General features: G+C 42.8%; 13 protein-coding genes and 2 pseudogenes. 13 read left to right on the plus strand and 2 right to left on the minus strand.

Features of this window, described 5'->3' with window-relative positions; genetic code table 11:
• The first annotated feature begins 119 nt into the window (after positions 1–119).
• The 5 genes from ACIFO6_RS19340 (at position 120) to ACIFO6_RS19360 (ending at position 4,592) form a co-directional block, all read left to right on the plus strand.
• Positions 120–884: a class I SAM-dependent methyltransferase gene (locus ACIFO6_RS19340; RefSeq protein ID WP_430043084.1), complete on the plus strand. Its 765-nt coding sequence runs from the start codon at positions 120–122 to the stop codon at positions 882–884.
• Between the two features lie 108 nt (positions 885–992).
• Positions 993–1,160, plus strand: coding sequence for a CxxH/CxxC protein (locus tag ACIFO6_RS19345; RefSeq protein WP_007433184.1), 168 nt, complete (start codon positions 993–995; stop codon positions 1,158–1,160).
• Positions 1,161–1,278: 118 nt separating this feature from the next.
• Positions 1,279–2,217: a DUF6597 domain-containing transcriptional factor gene (locus ACIFO6_RS19350; protein ID WP_430042983.1), complete on the plus strand. Its 939-nt coding sequence runs from the start codon at positions 1,279–1,281 to the stop codon at positions 2,215–2,217.
• A gap of 28 nt (positions 2,218–2,245) precedes the next feature.
• The gene (locus ACIFO6_RS19355) at positions 2,246–2,737 is read left to right on the plus strand and encodes a DinB family protein (RefSeq protein ID WP_430042985.1); all 492 of its coding nucleotides are present in this window, start codon (positions 2,246–2,248) and stop codon (positions 2,735–2,737) included.
• A gap of 760 nt (positions 2,738–3,497) precedes the next feature.
• Positions 3,498–4,592, plus strand: coding sequence for a DNA cytosine methyltransferase (locus tag ACIFO6_RS19360; RefSeq protein WP_430042987.1), 1,095 nt, complete (start codon positions 3,498–3,500; stop codon positions 4,590–4,592).
• Between the two features lie 41 nt (positions 4,593–4,633).
• Here the strand turns inward: ACIFO6_RS19360 and ACIFO6_RS19365 are convergent, their stop codons facing one another.
• Positions 4,634–5,509: a hypothetical protein gene (locus tag ACIFO6_RS19365; protein WP_430042989.1), complete on the minus strand. Its 876-nt coding sequence runs from the start codon at positions 5,507–5,509 to the stop codon at positions 4,634–4,636.
• Between the two features lie 72 nt (positions 5,510–5,581).
• Entirely contained in the window at positions 5,582–5,926 is a 345-nt protein-coding gene (locus ACIFO6_RS19370; RefSeq protein ID WP_430042991.1) for a helix-turn-helix domain-containing protein, read from the minus strand.
• A 165-nt stretch (positions 5,927–6,091) separates the two neighbouring features.
• Between ACIFO6_RS19370 and ACIFO6_RS19375 the strand changes: the two are divergent.
• The 8 genes and pseudogenes from ACIFO6_RS19375 to ACIFO6_RS19410 all read left to right on the plus strand — a co-directional run bounded on the left by ACIFO6_RS19375 (position 6,092) and on the right by ACIFO6_RS19410 (position 17,703).
• Positions 6,092–6,869, plus strand: a pseudogene (locus ACIFO6_RS19375) (DNA-binding protein).
• Positions 6,870–7,030: 161 nt separating this feature from the next.
• The gene (rlmH, locus tag ACIFO6_RS19380) at positions 7,031–7,510 is read left to right on the plus strand and encodes a 23S rRNA (pseudouridine(1915)-N(3))-methyltransferase RlmH (RefSeq protein ID WP_430042993.1); all 480 of its coding nucleotides are present in this window, start codon (positions 7,031–7,033) and stop codon (positions 7,508–7,510) included.
• A gap of 196 nt (positions 7,511–7,706) precedes the next feature.
• The gene (locus tag ACIFO6_RS19385; RefSeq protein WP_044648108.1) at positions 7,707–8,057 is read left to right on the plus strand and encodes a helix-turn-helix domain-containing protein; all 351 of its coding nucleotides are present in this window, start codon (positions 7,707–7,709) and stop codon (positions 8,055–8,057) included.
• A 9-nt stretch (positions 8,058–8,066) separates the two neighbouring features.
• The gene (locus ACIFO6_RS19390; RefSeq protein WP_430042996.1) at positions 8,067–8,903 is read left to right on the plus strand and encodes an ImmA/IrrE family metallo-endopeptidase; all 837 of its coding nucleotides are present in this window, start codon (positions 8,067–8,069) and stop codon (positions 8,901–8,903) included.
• A gap of 281 nt (positions 8,904–9,184) precedes the next feature.
• Complete coding sequence (locus ACIFO6_RS19395) at positions 9,185–9,502, plus strand: hypothetical protein (RefSeq protein WP_430042998.1); 318 nt, start codon at positions 9,185–9,187, stop codon at positions 9,500–9,502.
• A gap of 321 nt (positions 9,503–9,823) precedes the next feature.
• Positions 9,824–10,222, plus strand: coding sequence for an ATP-binding protein (locus ACIFO6_RS19400; protein ID WP_430043000.1), 399 nt, complete (start codon positions 9,824–9,826; stop codon positions 10,220–10,222).
• An 81-nt stretch (positions 10,223–10,303) separates the two neighbouring features.
• Positions 10,304–10,483, plus strand: a pseudogene (locus ACIFO6_RS19405) (IS3-like element IS655 family transposase); the annotation flags it as partial.
• Between the two features lie 1,070 nt (positions 10,484–11,553).
• Positions 11,554–17,703 carry a DUF7601 domain-containing protein gene (locus ACIFO6_RS19410; protein ID WP_430043003.1) on the plus strand — a complete coding sequence of 2,050 codons (6,150 nt, stop codon included), beginning with the start codon at positions 11,554–11,556 and terminating at the stop codon, positions 17,701–17,703.
• The last annotated feature ends 16 nt before the right edge of the window (positions 17,704–17,719 follow it).

The raw sequence follows: 17,719 nt of genomic DNA on the forward strand, positions 1-17,719 counted from the left end.
ATTCTAGATTGTAAACGTTATAATTGCCAAAAAGTAAGAATGAGTGTAAAATCTATGGCCCTACGCAGAAAGCAGAGTAGTATCGAATTGGTAAATACAGGAGAAAGAAGGAGATGAATATGAACAAGTGGGACACGGAAGAGGCCATTCGGCGCTGGAATATGCATGCAGAGAGCTTTACTGCAAGATACACTGAGGAAGGGGATCGCTCTCGCGAGGTGCTGTTGAATCCTGCATTGCAAGAATGCATGGGCACCCTCGCGGGTAAAAAAGTGCTGGATGCCGGGTGTGGCGAAGGTTATCTGAGCCGTAAAATGGTCAGGGCGGGTGCGCTGGTGGAAGGTGTCGATTATTCTACAGAGATGCTGGAGCTTGCAAGAAAGCGGACACCGTCAGATTTGGGAATTACGTATCATCACGGTAATCTGGAGAAGCTGGAGATGTTCGGGGATCAGAGCTTTGATCTAATCGTATCCAATATGGTCATACAGGACTTGGAGGATTATGAGCAGGCGATTGCCGAAATGCGGCGGCTGTTGGTGCCAGGGGGCAGCTTTATTTTTTCTATATTGCATCCGTGCTTTCAGACACCAGAGAGTGGATGGGTAAAGGATGAGGCAGGGAAAAAGATGTACTGGAAAGTAAACCGTTATTTCAGTGAAGGCGCATTGGAGCAAGATATGCCTTATGATCAGGAGGAAAAGCTTCTGTACTTCCATCGCACGCTGGGCAGCTACGTACAGGCTATTACTGGAGCGGGTTTGCTGCTAGAGGCAATGATCGAACCGAAGCCGTCCGCAGAGATGCTGGAGCGATATCCCGATTTCCATGAGGACCTGAACGTCAGTCATTTTCTCATTTTTAAAACCAAGCGTCAGGGATAGGAAACAGGCTCTTTTCTTTCCGCGTCAAGTGTGGTAGAACAAAAGAAGGTGTTTGTAACAGACACCAAACAACTGGTAGAGCTTCATACGGAAAGGGATGCAACTGGGATGTACGTGGTATGTAAAGAGCATGTGGAACTGGCAATTGATATGTTCGTCGATGAATACGAGGATGCACCGGATGTCGTCGATCTCAAGGAAACGAAATTTTCGGATTGGGACCCTCCGGTGAAGTGCAAGGAATGTGAGAACAAAGCAGAATTTTTGGTCGTATAAAAACAAGCACGGGCGTTTCGGGCAGAAACGTCCTTTTTGTATACTAGGATTTTGCAAAATCCTTATACATATAGCTATACTTATTCCCAACAGGTGCTGAGACAGGAGTGAACGATGGATGGACCCTTTGCTGCATTCACTGTTTCGTCCGATTCAGGTTAATGGAAGTGATTCTTCCACATATTATATCGAAAAAAGGCCGTCTGCTCCGCTGAGGGCTTATGTCGCTTGCTATTGGGAGTCCGGTCCGGTTACTGGAGAGGCTTTGGAGGGGAATCATGGTATTTCCTGTGGTAACGAAGCTACATTAAGCTTGTTAGGTGAAGAAGCGGTGGATCGGGTATTACCTGATGGCTGTACGGATATTCTATTAAAATACAACCCGGTGAGTAAGCGTCAGGATATCTCGTACTGCGGGACGTTTACACATCCGTTCGTGTCTGCTAGACAAGCAGGTACCGAGACACGCATTTTTGCTGTGCGATTTTTTCCGGGCGGAGCACATTATTTTCACGGTATGCCGACTCACTTGTTTACAGGCGGTAATTATCGCTTGGATGATATATGGCCCGAGAATATCGAGATCATAGGTGAGCGCATTTTGGAAGCTCGGGATTTCAATGAACGGGTGCGGATGATGGACGAGTATCTGAACCAGCTTATACTGCGCCAAGGGATGAGCGATTGTGACCTGATGAAAAATCTGCTGCATCGTATTTTTGTAAGTAGTGGGAGTATGAGTGTTAAAGAGCTAGCAGAGCGCGAAGCGATCAGTGAAAGACAGATCAACCGCAAGTTCGGGCAATGGATCGGGATCAGTCCCAAAAAGTTCAGTGAAGTCGTCCGCTTCCAGAGCGTTCTGCAAAGTATTCAAAGCGGTGACCCTCTGGATTGGACGGAGCTTGCGTTGAAATACAGCTTTTTCGATCAGGCGCACCTGATCCGCGATTTCCGCAGGTTCTATGGTGATTCTCCGCTTACAGCGGCAAGGGATTTTCGCAGGTTGTCCGATTTTTACAATACGCGCCCCGAGGCCTCCGTTATACTCAAAACATGAAGAAGAATGACAAAGGAGAGATGAGAACATGAGTGGAACGCTGCAAGTTCGCGAGCATCTGCTGAATGAGCTGGAGACTGGAGTACGAACAGGAGAAGCCCTGATCCGTAAAATACGTCCAGAGGATTGGAGCTTTCGTCCACAGGACAATTTCCGCTCACTTTTGGAACTAGTGCATCATTTTGTACTCATTCCTGCCTCGGATCTTGCCATTATGCATCAGGAGAAGTCCGAGGAAGAAGTAGGGAATATTGAAAACAGCCTGTCCGAGGTAGACGATCCCGAACGCTTGGCTGCAAGTTTCAGGGAGAATTTTGAGACGTATAAGGCTTACATTCTTTCGCTTAGCGAAGAGGATTATCTGAATCGTTCGACCAAAGCCTTTTATATGGAGCATGGACATGTGCAGGTCCAATGGCAGATTGAGACCATGACACACGTGTTCCATCACCGTTCGCAAATATATAATTATTTGAAGCAGTTGGGGCATGAAGTGAGCTTTTTTATGTTGTATGCTTGAGTATTTTTTATAAAAGGTTTCGAGGGCACCTGTGCGGTGCTCTTTTTCTTCGTCAGTTTAGGCTTATTTGTAAACCGTTTCTTCTCCCGTCCCCACGTTCTGAAGATTTTATAGTTTTTCATCCGGTCATAACCCGCATAAGGATAAAGAAACTAACATTGGACCTTGGCAAGCTTTATCAGCGTAGAAATATTATCCTCATTATGGACAGGGAGCGTTACTTTTAACGCAAGAGAAAGTTCACATTTGGCATCGACAGCCAGAAGGAGTTTGTAGCCAAAACAATTGATCTTGTTGCTCAAAGTAGCCAGCTTTTCGCCCAGTTCACATTGCCCGTAAGCCCACTTTGTACTTCAGTTCTCTTTTCTCATAGGAATAGATATTGACTTTCTTGTAGAATAGAAAGAGTGACTTTCACCTTTGGGTTTGGTTTGAAAAGCCTCTACAACTTGAGGTTAGTCCTTTTTATGTTCAGTATTCCCTTGTACAACAAGGGCTGAGAATAATGCAACATGATCAAACTTTATTTTTTCGGAATAAGTCAAATTATCTTGAGTACCAACGCACTTGTAGCCTAAACTGCATTTCATGTACAGTTCGCAGGGTCTTGCTTTTTCAATACCATTCCTGTACAGAACGCATGTTTCATTTTTTCGTAGTCTTTGATATAATAATTTTCATTCAATTAGTTTTTTTGTGGCTAATGACAATTACAAATTTAGGAAATTTATGCATCTATATTATATGGAGGATACCATTCATGAAAAGGGATTACGTCAGCATCGAGTCATTTTGTGGTGCAGGTGGTCTTGGTCTTGGGCTACGTGGGGCGGGCTTCCAAATAGGAGCTGCATTTGATCTCAATGAGCCAGCAGTGTTAACTTTCCAGGAAAATTTATCCAATAGATGTTTTGTTGCTGATGCTACAAAGCTATCTGGAGATTATTTATTAGAGTATGCTGGTATAAAAAAGGGTGAGCTTGATTTATTTGCAGGAGGCCCTCCATGTCAAGGGTTCTCTAAACAAAAAAAAGGAGCTCATTTAGGAGATGACGAAAGGAATAAATTGGTCTTAGAGTTTGTTCGGTTAGTAAAAGAGCTCGAACCTAAATTTTTTATGCTTGAAAATGTTGCTATGTTAGGCCAAAAAAGAGGAACTTATTTTATAGATGCTCTTAAAGAGGAACTTAAAGAATACACGTTATTCCCTAATATATATAACTCAGCGGACTATGGACTTGCACAGACGAGAGAAAGATTTATCATTGTAGGAAAACACTCTAAAATCAAAGCGCCCTTTATGATACCTACTCCAACTGTTAATGTATGGAAAACTGTGGGTGAAGTTCTTAGTGATTTACCAGAGCCACCAGAGGATCATAGAATTGAGCATCCAGAATTAGCTAACCATCAGAGAGCTAACGTCTCTGCTATGAATGTAAAGAGATTTTCATACGTTAAGCAAGGTGGTGGTTGGAGAGATATCCCTATGGAATATAGATTGGATTGTCATAAAAAAGCCGACACATCAAAAGGTGGATGGCCAGATGTATACGGGCGTTTAAGATGGGACGGCCAAGCTCCAACCATAACGGGTGGCTTTGATAGTTATACACGTGGTAGATATGGTCATCCTTTACAAAATCGTCCGCTTACACCTAGAGAAGCTGCGCTCTTACAGGGATTTCCTATAGAGTACCGATTTTACGGAAATAAACATGAAGTAAGGCATCAAATTGGGAATGCAGTTCCACCGTTGTTATCCGAGGCGATCGGAGATGAAATCATACGTTCACTAGAAATTGAATATGAGAATGAGATTTTATTTGAGGCAAACGCCAGTCTTGCAAGATAATCTAAATAAAGGGGGTGCTCGTAATTGAGCACCTCCTTTATTTATGAATAATTACTAATATTATCGAATAAGCTATTAACTTCGTAGAAATATTCTCCCAAAGGTCTAACATTGATTGGAGGAAACACATTATTAAGTGCTAAGTATTTAGTAGGTGCGTCTAAATAGTATATACGATACATTTGTGCTATAAATAATTGATATGCACGCCATTGCTCCGGCAAACATATGTCGGTTACTTCTAATTTTTTTTGATCGGTTTTGGTTTCTGATAAACAAACTAGCATACCTAGGAATCTTCCTGTCCCGTATACACCATCAAGCACACGCTGGTGTGCCCATACTTGTATGACTCTTTCCCGAGTCGATGTTTTGACTGGTAAGTGAATTTTAGGACGATTATAGCCAAGATCATAAATATAATCAGTAGGCAAAGAAGTGTCTCTGTCCAAATTTAAAACTTGAATTGAGGTTTGAGGATGTACTTGAAGAGTTTTTGCGAACCAATGACTTGAGAAATACTCAAAAAATGTCCCTGGGGTCTTCTGGTCTCCGCTTTTCCCTAAGTCAATAACAGCACAAAAACTTATAGCTATTGTGTATAGTGCCTTAGTTATATCATTTGGAGTAGTACTATTCAATTGATTGTTAATTAGGTGTGCTAATGTATTCTCCACTAACTGCACTTCATTAATAAATAAATCTTCATTTACTGCTCTAGAATTTTTAGTTCCATTATGAAATACAAAGTATTGTTTACCGGGAATCTTAGATATTAAACTTATTTTAGTTGAAGCAGCTAAAATATTTTGACAATGCCTATGGAGTTCAATAAATAAGTTTGTTATTTCAGAATTCTGGGCATCAATTTTGGAAAGTTTCCCTATACTCTTATAAATTCTAATTGCTGTATTCATGTTAGCCTCTATTCATAGTGATTACGTCGCCGATTTTTTTAATAAATTGCTTAAAGATCATAAGAAAATAGTTCAATTAGCTTTTTGTTGTAACTCAATTAAACCAACAATATTTTTTGTTATAGTAGTAAGAATTTCGAGCTCTGTTGTTTCTCTTGAATTTATGAGTAACATAAGTTCATTTATGATTTGTTTTCGATCCGTAGTTTCATCGAATTGGAAAAGTTCAAAAGGCGGAACTTTTAACGCTAAAATTATTTTTTCCAACGTCTCCAATGAAATATTTCGATCTCCACGTTCTACTCCACCAATATAACTGTAATGAAGTTCTGCTGCTTCTGCTAGTTGTTCCTGTGTCCATCCTTTAGCTTTTCTTAGTTCTCGTATTCGGTTTCCGACACTTTCTGGTAAACTCATGTAATCACCTCCACTTAAGGTTAGAAGAGGAGAGAATATCGTTACAGACCATCTTATACAAAATAAATACATATAAAACTGTACTTTTAAGTACTTTTTATATTGACCTCCTTTTTCACTTTCTATACAATTGGTTCTAAATGGGAATATAAGGAGGGACTACTCTTGAGAACTTCTATTCTGAAATCACTCAAACCGGACATCATTGTTGAAATGTTAGAGATGGCTGTGGTTTTTGAAAATTGGAAAAAGGTGATGGAGACGGCGGATATTTTGTACCAATGTGTACAGCGTATCTATGAAGAACGGCAGTATCATAAAGCAATGAAATTACTCATTCCGCATGTCAATTTAGAACGTCCGTTGGTATATTATTTTGGGCTCAGTCACCTGATGTGTGGAATGGCTCACCAGAACCAGGGCGCATATGAGCAGGCAAGGGAGTGCATCTATAAGTATGCTGAGCTGGGGTGGATGGAGGATTTAAAGGAAGAAGACAATCAGGTTGTGGAGGAATTCAGGTTTTTAGCCAAAACTAATTTATATGCAGTAGATATTTTGTCTGGAAATATAGAGCTGCTGGAGGAATACGTAGCCTTTTTGCAGGATAATCTAGAGGAAATATTACCGGCAGCGCTTATGTATCATTTGGATGTGGCAGATATTTTACATACGTTTGCAGAGCAGATTGATGAATTTGGGGATTACGAGGATGCGGAGAACGTATCATACTATTATAGCAGTGGGGGTTACTTTGCAGGCGATGCAACTAGCCAACCAGTCGGGTAATGATGGTCAATTTAAGAGATGTACTGCATTGTTCGAATCATTACGGGAGTCAGCGACATTTGAACAAATCAGCGAATATCGAAAGATGCTAATGCAGTGTCTTGATGAATACGGAACTGGTAGGGATAGCATCATGAAGAGCGTAAATGAATGATCCGTTATGATCTGAACAGGGAATATGCTCGTAGCGGAGAGGAAATAGATAGGTAAGAGGTGTTTCAGGTGCTAAAATAACTATGTTAAAGGTATTTTTTCATGTTAGGGATCGTAAATACGATTTTACATTATCAATCGACATAGATAGGGGTATGGAATTTGTTTATTCAACTTATAGGTGTGGGCAAGTTAAAAGAGAAGTATTTGGTCATGGGAATTCAGGAATATGCTAAACGGCTGGGGCCATACATCAAGTTTCAAATGATCGAAGTAGCCGATGAAAAGGCTCCCGATACACTGAGCGAGGCGGAAGTTCGACAGGTCAAGGAGCGAGAGGGAGAGCGCATCCTTGCCCATGTGAAGAGTGAGGCACATGTCATTGTGCTCGCCATCGACGGCAAGCTCTGGAGCTCGGAGGAACTCGCAGAGGAATTGGACAAGCTCGGTACCTACGGTACAAGCCATGTCGTCTTCGTCATTGGCGGCAGCCATGGTCTCTCTGACGAAGTCCTTCGCCGTGGCCAGCAGAAGCTGAGCTTCGGAAGGATGACCTTGCCTCATCAGCTGATGAGGCTAGTGCTGGTGGAGCAGATTTACCGAGCGGTGAAGATTAATCGGGGTGAACCGTATCATAAATGATAGTAAAGCAAAGGGTGGAGATAATTTTAACTGCAGTGGATATTTATTAGCAAGTAGAGGGAACTATAAAGTGCTTAGATAGTTCAAGGTTGTATTCAATATGTTTACTTAAAATTATTTATAGTCAATGATTCATTGACTTTTTAGTTGCACTGAGCATATACTTAATAATATAAAACCAAGGGGATGTGTAAAAATGAAAACAATCTTCGAGCAAATAGGAGAGAAGGTTGCTAGTTGGCTTGAATCGCAAGGTGAGACGCAGTCTTTTTTTGCAGAGAGAATGGGCATCTCTAAACAAGTGATGAGTAAAATAGTCAATGGAAAAAAGGCAATTAATATTGATGAAATTACAAAAATAGCAAGTATCATTGGAGTAACGGTGGATGAACTTGTAAGACCAAAGGAAATACCACAAGTGATTCAAGAACCGATTTTGTTCATGATTGGAAAATTAGAAAACGAAAACACAAAAGAAGGACTTCAGTTTCTAAATCATGTAATGAATGAGATGATTGAACTAGAAGAAATTCTTCATTTGAAATAAGGAGGCAGTATGAGAGAATTTCCTTCTTTAAGTCCAAAGGAATTTGATGAAATTGAAGCAAAAGTTCGGGCTAAGCTTGGAGAAAAGTTAAAAACACACAGGGTGTTGAGAGAAGAAGTATTAGAATTAATCCAACAGGAAGCAACCTTGCTTAAATACCCTATAAAAGATAATGAGTTATGTGCTTTTGTTTGCAAGAAAAAAGACAGGGTTTTCGTCTATATAAACACATTTATTCCTAGAGAAAAACAAGTGTTTGCAGCAGCTCATGAATTATATCATATCTGGTATGATCAGGATAAGCTAAATCAAACTGAATTATTACACGATCAGGTGTTAGAGAATTACACCGAGGATGTTAATGAGTTAAAAGCTAATCTATTTGCAGCTCTTTTACTTGTCCCTACAGAGGTTTTATCTAACGAAATAAAATCTCGTGGAATACAAAAAAATTCTTTAAAGATTGAAGATATAGTTAGGTTAATGGCTTTGTTTTATGTGCCATTTAAGACTATTGTGAGGCGTTTGTTTGAAATTGAATTTATCGATGAGAAGAAGATGCGTGAATTCTTGACTGTACCAGATCGGGACTCACAGGCGGGTGTAATTCTAGTTAGAAAGAGGTTACAGTTAAACGATTCTACACAAGACAGAACAAACGAGGTTTTTTTTGAAAATCTGGTTGAGAATGCGATTTCAGCGTATAATGAAGAAATCATTAATGAACAAAAACTTCGGAATATTCTATCTCTAGTAAATCAATCTCCTGAATCAATGCAGATTATTGAACTAGGAACAGAAGGTGACTGGGATAGTATTATGGGGGATTACGACGGGGATGACTGATTGGATTTGGGAAGAAGCGATACTAGACACAGATTTCGCTCTTAAACTAGGGAAAGTCCAAAAGTTTAATGCAATAGAGAAATACATCCCCCTATTAGTAAAAAAACTATATATTCATCGTTACGTATACGAGAATGAAATCTTAATGCCGAAAAGAACGAAAGATCAAATCGACAAATTAATAGAGAACGATAATGCTGTTATTGTGGATGCTGAAGTTCTACGACACGGCGTTTATAAACCTATGATTTATCTCCAAACGATACAGCACTTGGAGAAGCTTGATCCCGAGACAAGAACTGGCGGAAAAAACTGGGGGGGAAATTGTCTCAACTGCCTACGCTTTTGCAAGTGGAATTCCATATATACTTTCGGATGAACGAGAACTTCAAGAGTTGTTAGATAAAGAACTGAATAGTGGGACTGATAAAGATATTATAGTGGTTCGTCTTAGAGACTTTATTGTGGGTATGAAGGAAAAAGGTTTATCAAGAAAAGAAGCATACGCAATGTGGTGTTTTGCACATCAGGACGAAAGAGACAAAACAAAGATGGAAAAAGCAAAGATTGCTTTTCAAAATGATATTTGGTGTTTGTAGTTTTAAGCGACTATGTATTTAAGTCGTTTTTTTTGTATTTACCATGAAGTAAAGCTGAACCGTATCACAAATAGTGGTAAAGCGGCGGCATGAAATATCTATTGATATAAAGATGTTTAAGAGCGTATTTTCCATTTTTCCAAATATGGTGTAGTCTATGGCTATTAGCATGAGAAAGGCGAGGTCAGACCACTAAGCTTCTTTTTCCAAATGGATAAGTATTTTCAATGAAAGATTATTGCCTTAATGCATAGAATTATCAATCATTAGGCAGGCGAATAAACTTATGAAGAGAAACTAATTAGCATAGAGGTGATATGTTTGAAAATTGATTTACAAGGACGCATAAAAAATATTAATCTACCTGCATATACACCGCTGATTCCTCTTTTCGAAGCGATTGTAAATTCTATTCAAGCAGTTGAGGCGACTGGGGAAGATTTAAGGAATAACTTTATTCGTATTCAAGTCCTAAGAGATACTAGGCAAGCAGCTATGGACTTCCAAGAGAATTCCAATATACATCCAATCTCGGGCTTTGTAGTTACCGATTCTGGAATAGGGTTTAATGAAGATAATTTTAATTCTTTTAGAACTTCAGATTCTACTTATAAAAGCATTATTGGTGGAAAAGGGGTCGGGAGATTAACTTGGCTAAAAGCATTCGATACAGTTGAAATTGAAAGTTCATTTTCTGATATTGTTGAACTTAAGGGGTGAGCATTTTCTTTTACTATTGAAGATGGTGTTACACAAGTAGAAGATATACACTTAACAAATGAAACAAAACGATCTACGACGGTCGATTTGTCCAATCGAGAGATCATTGGCCATAGCGCAGGTCCAAACAAGGATGCTGCTCTGATTTCCCGCGCTTTTGCGAGCGTCAAGGGCGATTTGTGTCAGATTTAGTGGTTTCATACGGACCGTGGCAGCGAGTTTAAAAATCAAAAGATGGACGAACTGCTGGAGACGTTTGAAAAAAGCTTCGTATCCATGGAACACTAGGATATATGACGCCTGTTCAGTATCGTCATGCAGCCCTTAAAAAAGTTGTCTGATTTACTGTTGACAATCCAAAGTCAGCTAATCGACCTTGGCAGGAAGGCATTCTTAATCTCAACAACTATTCTAATAATTACCCCAACAACCACTGATGCTTTGAAGTCTGTCAGAGGTTGTTTTTTTATTGAGATTTGCAGGGAGAGGGTACGGTCTGTATTTTATAGAGATTTTGTAGAGGCTAGGATTTAAACTTTGAAAAAAGTTTGGTGAAAATGTAGTTATCATGAGCTGATTTCCTAAGGATCACAATAAAATGTGTTTTGAAAAAGCAGATATTCTTCAACATTGTCAGACAAGATACTAGAAGTATATTTTCCAAGTCTTGTCGAAAAAAGTTTATTGGCTTACACTGAGTAGGTAAATTGTCTCAAATTTAAAATATGAAAAAAGAACTAAGATAGGCTTGCTATATGTAGATGTCCTATAATCGGCGTCCTACATCTGAGAGTTTTTTTGTGATAATAGTCTACATCGAAACTAAGATACTAGGAAGAAGGAACTACTACATCTACCAGCAAGCCAATCCGTTTCTAAGAGGAGGTGAAAAAGAGGGAACTTAGCAAGTTACATCTCGGCAGACGGTTTAAGCATACCTAGTTCCAAGAATAATCAACTGAACGGATGGTTGGACCGCATGTGATGGTAGAAATTGAGTTTCACGCTTCATATTGTCGAGCGGTTGTTTAGATTTTGTATAGGTCCCTCGTAATATAATGTTGAAATACATTGTGTAAACTGTGCGTATTCTGCCGTTTGCAGTATGTAAGTAGCAAAGACCATCGAAGGAGAGGGGAAGATAGCTACTAAGCATGATCAACAGCCAGCACCCCACGGCACGTACACGTTCATCTGGAACTCCGCAAGAGTTTCGATGATATAAAGGCTGCTGGGATCAAGCCAATAGCATATGTTTATTCGCTTGAGCGGTTAAATCGAGGAAATGAGCTCGATATAGAAAAAAATCTGGCAATAAAGGGGTAATTTATTTGAAAAGAAAACGCAGTTTGAGCAAAGCTGTGCTATCTTTCTGCCTAGCAGTTTTGCTTGTCTTGCAGACGGTGACGTTCTCTGCTGTCGCGTTTGCGGAGAGAACGTCAGACGGTTTCGGGACGGCGGACGAACCGTCGTCGGTATCTGAGGCAGTGTACGCTGCGCCGACCGAACCGTTGCCAGTACCAGAGGCGGTGTTCGCGATGCCGGCCAATCTCGTAGCGATGGCGGCAGTCCCGACGGACAAAACGGCGGTGTTCATGGAAGCTAATTCAACCTTTCCGCTGGAAGTGACGCAGGGAAATGCTGTTATTGATCCAAACGGTATTATTCAGGGTAGACAGCCATTTACTCTCAAATCGGAAGGTCTGAAGGTGCCAGTGAATGGTGATGACTCTAATCCGACAAATGCGAATCTCGACCTATACATTCAGAAGGGTGACTGGATCGAGCTGAAAAGAGAAGACTACTTCAAGGAAGTGGTGTTGCCGACAACTAATAAAACCCTGAATGCACAGACTGAATCAGGTATGAAACAGCTTGGTACCGCCTATTTCACTCCAAATAGCATCAGGATTGTATTTAACGGTGATGATAACTTTTTCAATGGTGTTGGACGAGGTATTGTCTTCAGCTTTGTAACTACTGCCGATGCAGATGTAACGGGAATGGAGTATGGCGATACAAAGCCTATCAACATCTTTGGCGGTGCTTATCAGCTAGAGAACCCAAATGTTACAGCAGCGTATAGCATTACTTTAAGCTCGCCTGGAATGATCAGGTGGGATCAGTATGGTTATCGCGGAATTCAACCGGCACAATTTGTTGAGGGAGCGATTACTTGGCAGTCAAGCGTATCTGCATTCGATCAGTTTGATAAAACAATCAAATTACCGCTAGACGGGAAGACATTTTATACGAATCCTTCAACTTATAATACCGGCTTTGGAAATGTCCGCGGTATCTATATGGAGGATTCATTCAAAGTAAATGACCAAAATGTAACTCCAGACATTGGGGCAGACGGATCGCTGACTTACACTTTCCCACAGGGAACAGGTGTAGATCCAAAGGTTGAATATAAAACATGGATTCCAAAGGAAGCCTATTATTACGAGCACCGGAATCCGCCAGGCAATCTTGGTCGTAGCTATCGGGATATGAATGGCAAAGTGGAACTGAGACAGGGCAATAATATGTTGGTGCAGGCAGGTCAGGAAATTTCTTTCGCACCCGACTGGATTCAAGCCAGCGCCTCGTATGACAATCCTAATGAAACAATCACATGGAAAGTCACTGTTAACCAGTATAACAAAAAAGGTTTAAAGAACTTTACCATCACAAATGTACTACCTGAAGGGTTGGATTTTACTTCAGCCACATGGCAGACATGGGTGGATGGCACTGCATCTGAGGTACAATCAATTGCACCGGATGCGAACAGTGTTTATTCCTTTGGGGACATTAACGGTAAAGTGGAACTAGTGATTAAGACTAAGGTGAAAAACGGTTCAAATTTCAGAATCGATCCACGCGCTAACTGGAATTTGGACACACCAGGCGGTATTCAGAACAATGATGTGATAACTGGTATAAGACCTGCCGCAGTAACTGACGAGGCAATCGTTACTATTGGTGCGCATAATTTTACAAAAAATGGATCTGTTTCAATGGAGGATTATAACCTGGGCGGCATCACGTGGAGCGTTAATCTAACGCCACAGTATGCCCTGCCAAATGCGGCGGTATACGATGTGCTGGTGCATGGCGGAGATTCGAACGTCTTGGACAACGCAGTGGATGCAACCGGCGAGGTGAGCGCGGAAACGATTGCGAAAATCAAGGCAAATGTTAATACTACTCAGCTTTGGAAGCAATATCACGAAGGTACCCTCAAGAGCACAAACGGCTTAACCTTGAAGGTTATCCCTTTGACAGTGAACGGTGAAGTCGTGGCCGATTTGATCAAGGTAACCGGATACACCGACAAAGCTGCATCCTTCAGCTTCCGTTCACTTGAGACCAAGCCGGATATCCTCTTCAGACAGGATATTAATGCAGGGAAAACAAGTTGGAATCGGGCTTTGCTCTTTGACGGAGAAACCGTAAAAACTGCTGCGCAAAACGCTGTTAATCTTCATCTGCGTATGCTGAACAAGGATATGCTCTTTGCGTCGAAGCCATTGAAAGCAGATGGTACACTTGAAAATGTTAATCCAAATAACGTAAGTAGCTACATTAGAAACGACAGCAATGAAGCGTGGACGATTTCTGGCTATGACAGGACAACCAAGACTGTTACATTCCGCTTAGGGGTGAATATGCCAGGATACAACACAGAAGAAATGGCTAAGGACGGTGGTAGCCGAGTAATCAGCAACATCAAGCTAGTGGATACACTGCCTGAAGGCTGGGAATTCGTTCCGTTTTCTGAGAGCAAAGATGTTGAGCTTTGGAAAGGCTACTCGGACAATAATGGAGGTACCGAGTATGGTGTCAGAAACGACGCCAAAACAATGATTGAACCAGGCACTAATGCTCATGTGGTAAACTTTTCCCATAATGGAAACGTAGGAACTTTCACCTTCTCTAAATTGGAAAGTCCTTATGTTATTTTGGTAAAGGCAAGACCATCCAATGTGGCATTAGGCAAATATTTAGAGGAATACACTACAAACGGCACAACCAAGCAGGTGTTGTATAATAAAGCTGACCTTCATATGACATGGGGCGGAGAGGAAAAGGTTCTCACTGAACAACGTAAGATTATCGTACCTATTCAGACCTTGGGCAAGTCGGTAACTAAGCCAGTTCCAGGGGTGCTGGAATGGACAGTGAACTATACCCCGCCATTTAACATGAAGCAGGGCGTTTATCTGCAGGATACCCTAGGTGCAGGCATGAATCTGCGCTATGAAGAAAGCGGAAAGCTTGTGCTGACAGCGCCTAGTATGGCAGTCTATCGTGCTAAACTGACTGCCAGCGGTGCTCTGGAACGAGAGGGCGCAGCACTGAATCTAAGCGACCCGAATGCTGAAGTTCAGGTAGAAGCTGCACCAGGCGCGGGAGGCACCACAGTTTTAAAATTCAAAATGAACGACCCTAATAAGTTTTACCAGTTTGTGTACCAAACAGAGGTTGATTCATCTAAAGCGAAAGCCGGAGACAAAATGGGCAACGAGGTAAAGCTGGAGGGTGATGGCAATCTGAAATCTGTCAGTGCCAGAAGCGAAAGCACGCTGGACAGTTCGGACGTAGCCGGCAGTTCAAGCTCCAATGCCCTGCTGCCCCTGAAAAAGGTGGATCCTAATGGAAATCCGCTAAAAGGCGTAGAGCTTACGCTCTATAAGAAGGACGATGGAACTCAAATCGCCAAAGGAACAACCGATAGCGGAGGGAAACTTAATCTGCTATTCCCAGATCCAGGGTATTATGAGCTGAAGGAAACTTATATTGACACAACGACATGGTTGCCGACTACAAGAATTTATCAGGTGTACGTAGGGAATACGCCCGGGAAGCCCATCTGGGTAGATGGCGTAAAAGTAACCTCTGATAATCCGCTGGTTGTACCTACGCCGGCGCAAGGAAAGCTGACTATTAGCAATAAGGTTGGAGGAAACGGCAGCGATTCTTCCAAGGAATTTGAATACACCGTGACCTTTACCGGCGAAGGCAAGGACGGAGAGTACACCTATAAGAAGCCGGATAATACGATTGGCACGATCAAGAGCGGAGATAAGATTACCCTCAAGCACGGGGAATCTGTGACGCTCCCGATATTGCCCGCGGATCTGGTCTATACCGTAACCGAGGCCGATTATACGACCGTTGACGGTTATATCACCACGCCGGGGACGAGAGAGCTGTCCGGCACAATCGTGAATAAAGGCGACCACAAGGCGGATTTCATCAATGAACGGACCGTCAACAAACTGACCGTCAGCAATACGGTCATGGGCAACGGCGGCGACAAGACGAAGGTGTTCGAGTACACCGTCGTCTTTGAGGATGCAGGCAAGGATGGAAGCTACTCTTACTTGAAGTCGGGCGGGGGCACAGGTACGATCAAGTCCCGCGATACCTTCAAGCTCAAGGATGGAGAGACACTGGATATTTCGGGTCTGCCTAAGGGTCTGAAATACACAATTACCCAGAAGGAATACACAGCCGACGAATACGTGACCATTCCTGAGGAACGGTATTATACCGGAGTCATGGAGGGCAAAGATGAAGATGCCCCGTTTACGAACGTGCGAGTCTTGGAGGGCGACTTGCTAATCAGCAACACGATTAAAGGCAAAGACGACGACAAAAAGAAGCCGTTCAAGTACACAGTCACCTTCACAGGTGAGAGAGCGAACGAATCCTATTCTTATGTGAAGTCGGATGGCAGTAAGGGCACGATCAAGAGCGGAGAGACCTTCGAGCTTACAGATGGCCAGACGCTCATTGTGCAAGGACTTCCGACATATCTCCAGTATAAGGTGACCCAGGATGATTATACGAAAGACGGCTATGTGACAGATCCTGAAAGTCTCGTTCGCACAGGCACCATTCCACAGAAAAAAGCGGCCGAAGCACACTTTGTCAATACCCGCCCGTATCTGGAAGGCGTGCTGCGTGATAACAACACAGGAGAAGTCATTCCGAATGCCCCCATCACGGTGACCGATCTGAACACAGGCAAGGAGCTTCAGACGAAGACAAATGAGAAGGGTGAATATTCGGTCCCAGCCGCAGCGGATACCGACTATACGATCACATATACGAAGTGGTATCAGGTAGGTGGGAAGGGTGTGCCTGTCGAGTTCACGCAAAAAGCAAATGTGGACGGCAGCGTGACGGACGAGACCGTTCCGGCGGACATTACGGCGGTAGGGATCGTTCTGTTCAAGCAGCTGAATGGAGCAAAAGAGCTATTCAACGATTCGTTTACCAACCAGATGCATATCTATTTGAAGGACAAGGACGGCAATTATATTAAGGAGAACGGTCGTCCTAAGGCGTTTCCGATGGCTTCGAACGGAACTTTCTCTGTGGAAGGGCTAAGCGAGCAGAAGTACACAATGGAAGTTCGCTATAAAGCTGAGACCGGCGAGGAACTGCTCCTCAAAGTGACGCAACTGGACGTGAAAGCTAACGGAGAGCTGAATATTTCCGAGGAATTGGTCGACCCTTATGGTACGGTTTATGATGAAACGACAGGAGATGCCATCACTGGCAAGAAAATTGACGGAGCCAAAGTTACACTGTATTATGCGGATACGAAGCGGAATAGAGATAACGGCCGCATTCCGGGTACGAAAGTAACGCTTCCTCCGGTTCCGAATTTTCCACCGCACAACAACGAGAGCCCGGAGCAGGATAGCGATGCAAATGGCTCCTATGCGTACATGGTGTTTCCTGAAGCGGATTACTATCTGATCGTAACGAAGGACGGATACGAGACGCACCGTAGTGATACGATTTCTGTCGATTTTGACATTATAAAATACGACGTGCCAATGAAGCCGATCAGTTCCGGCGGCAACTCCGGCAATGGTAACAGCGGAACCGACAACGGCAACAACGGAACCGGCAACGGCAACAACGGAACCGGCAACGGTAACAGCGGAACCGGCAATGGCAACAACGGAACCGACAATGGCAACAACGGAACTGGCAACGGTAACAACGGAACCGGCAACGGTAACAGCGGAACCGGCAATGGCAACAACGGAACCGACAATGGCAACAACGGAACCGGCAACGGTAACAGTGGAACCGACAACGGCAACAACGGAACCGGCAACGGCAACAACGGAACCGACAACGGTAACAACGGAACCGACAACGGTAACAGTGGAACCGACAACGGCAACAACGGAACCGACAACGGTAACAACGGAACCGACAACGGTAACAGTGGAACCGACAACGGCAACAACGAAACCGACAACGGCAACAGCGGAACCGACAACGGCAACAACGAAACCGACAACGTCGGCAACGGAACCGACAACGTTGGCAACGAGCTGGACGATGCTCCGAAAACCGGAGACAACAGCGTATCGCCAATCTTCTATATGGTTTTGGCGCTGATGTCCTTGATGACGATTGGGTTCTGTCTACTCGGTAACAAGAAGAAAAAGCACATCCAGTGACCGGGAAGGCGGTAAG

This window comes from Paenibacillus sp. NRS-1781 (genome assembly GCF_050467745.1).
Taxonomy (GTDB): Bacteria; Bacillota; Bacilli; order Paenibacillales; family Paenibacillaceae; genus Paenibacillus; species Paenibacillus terrae_A.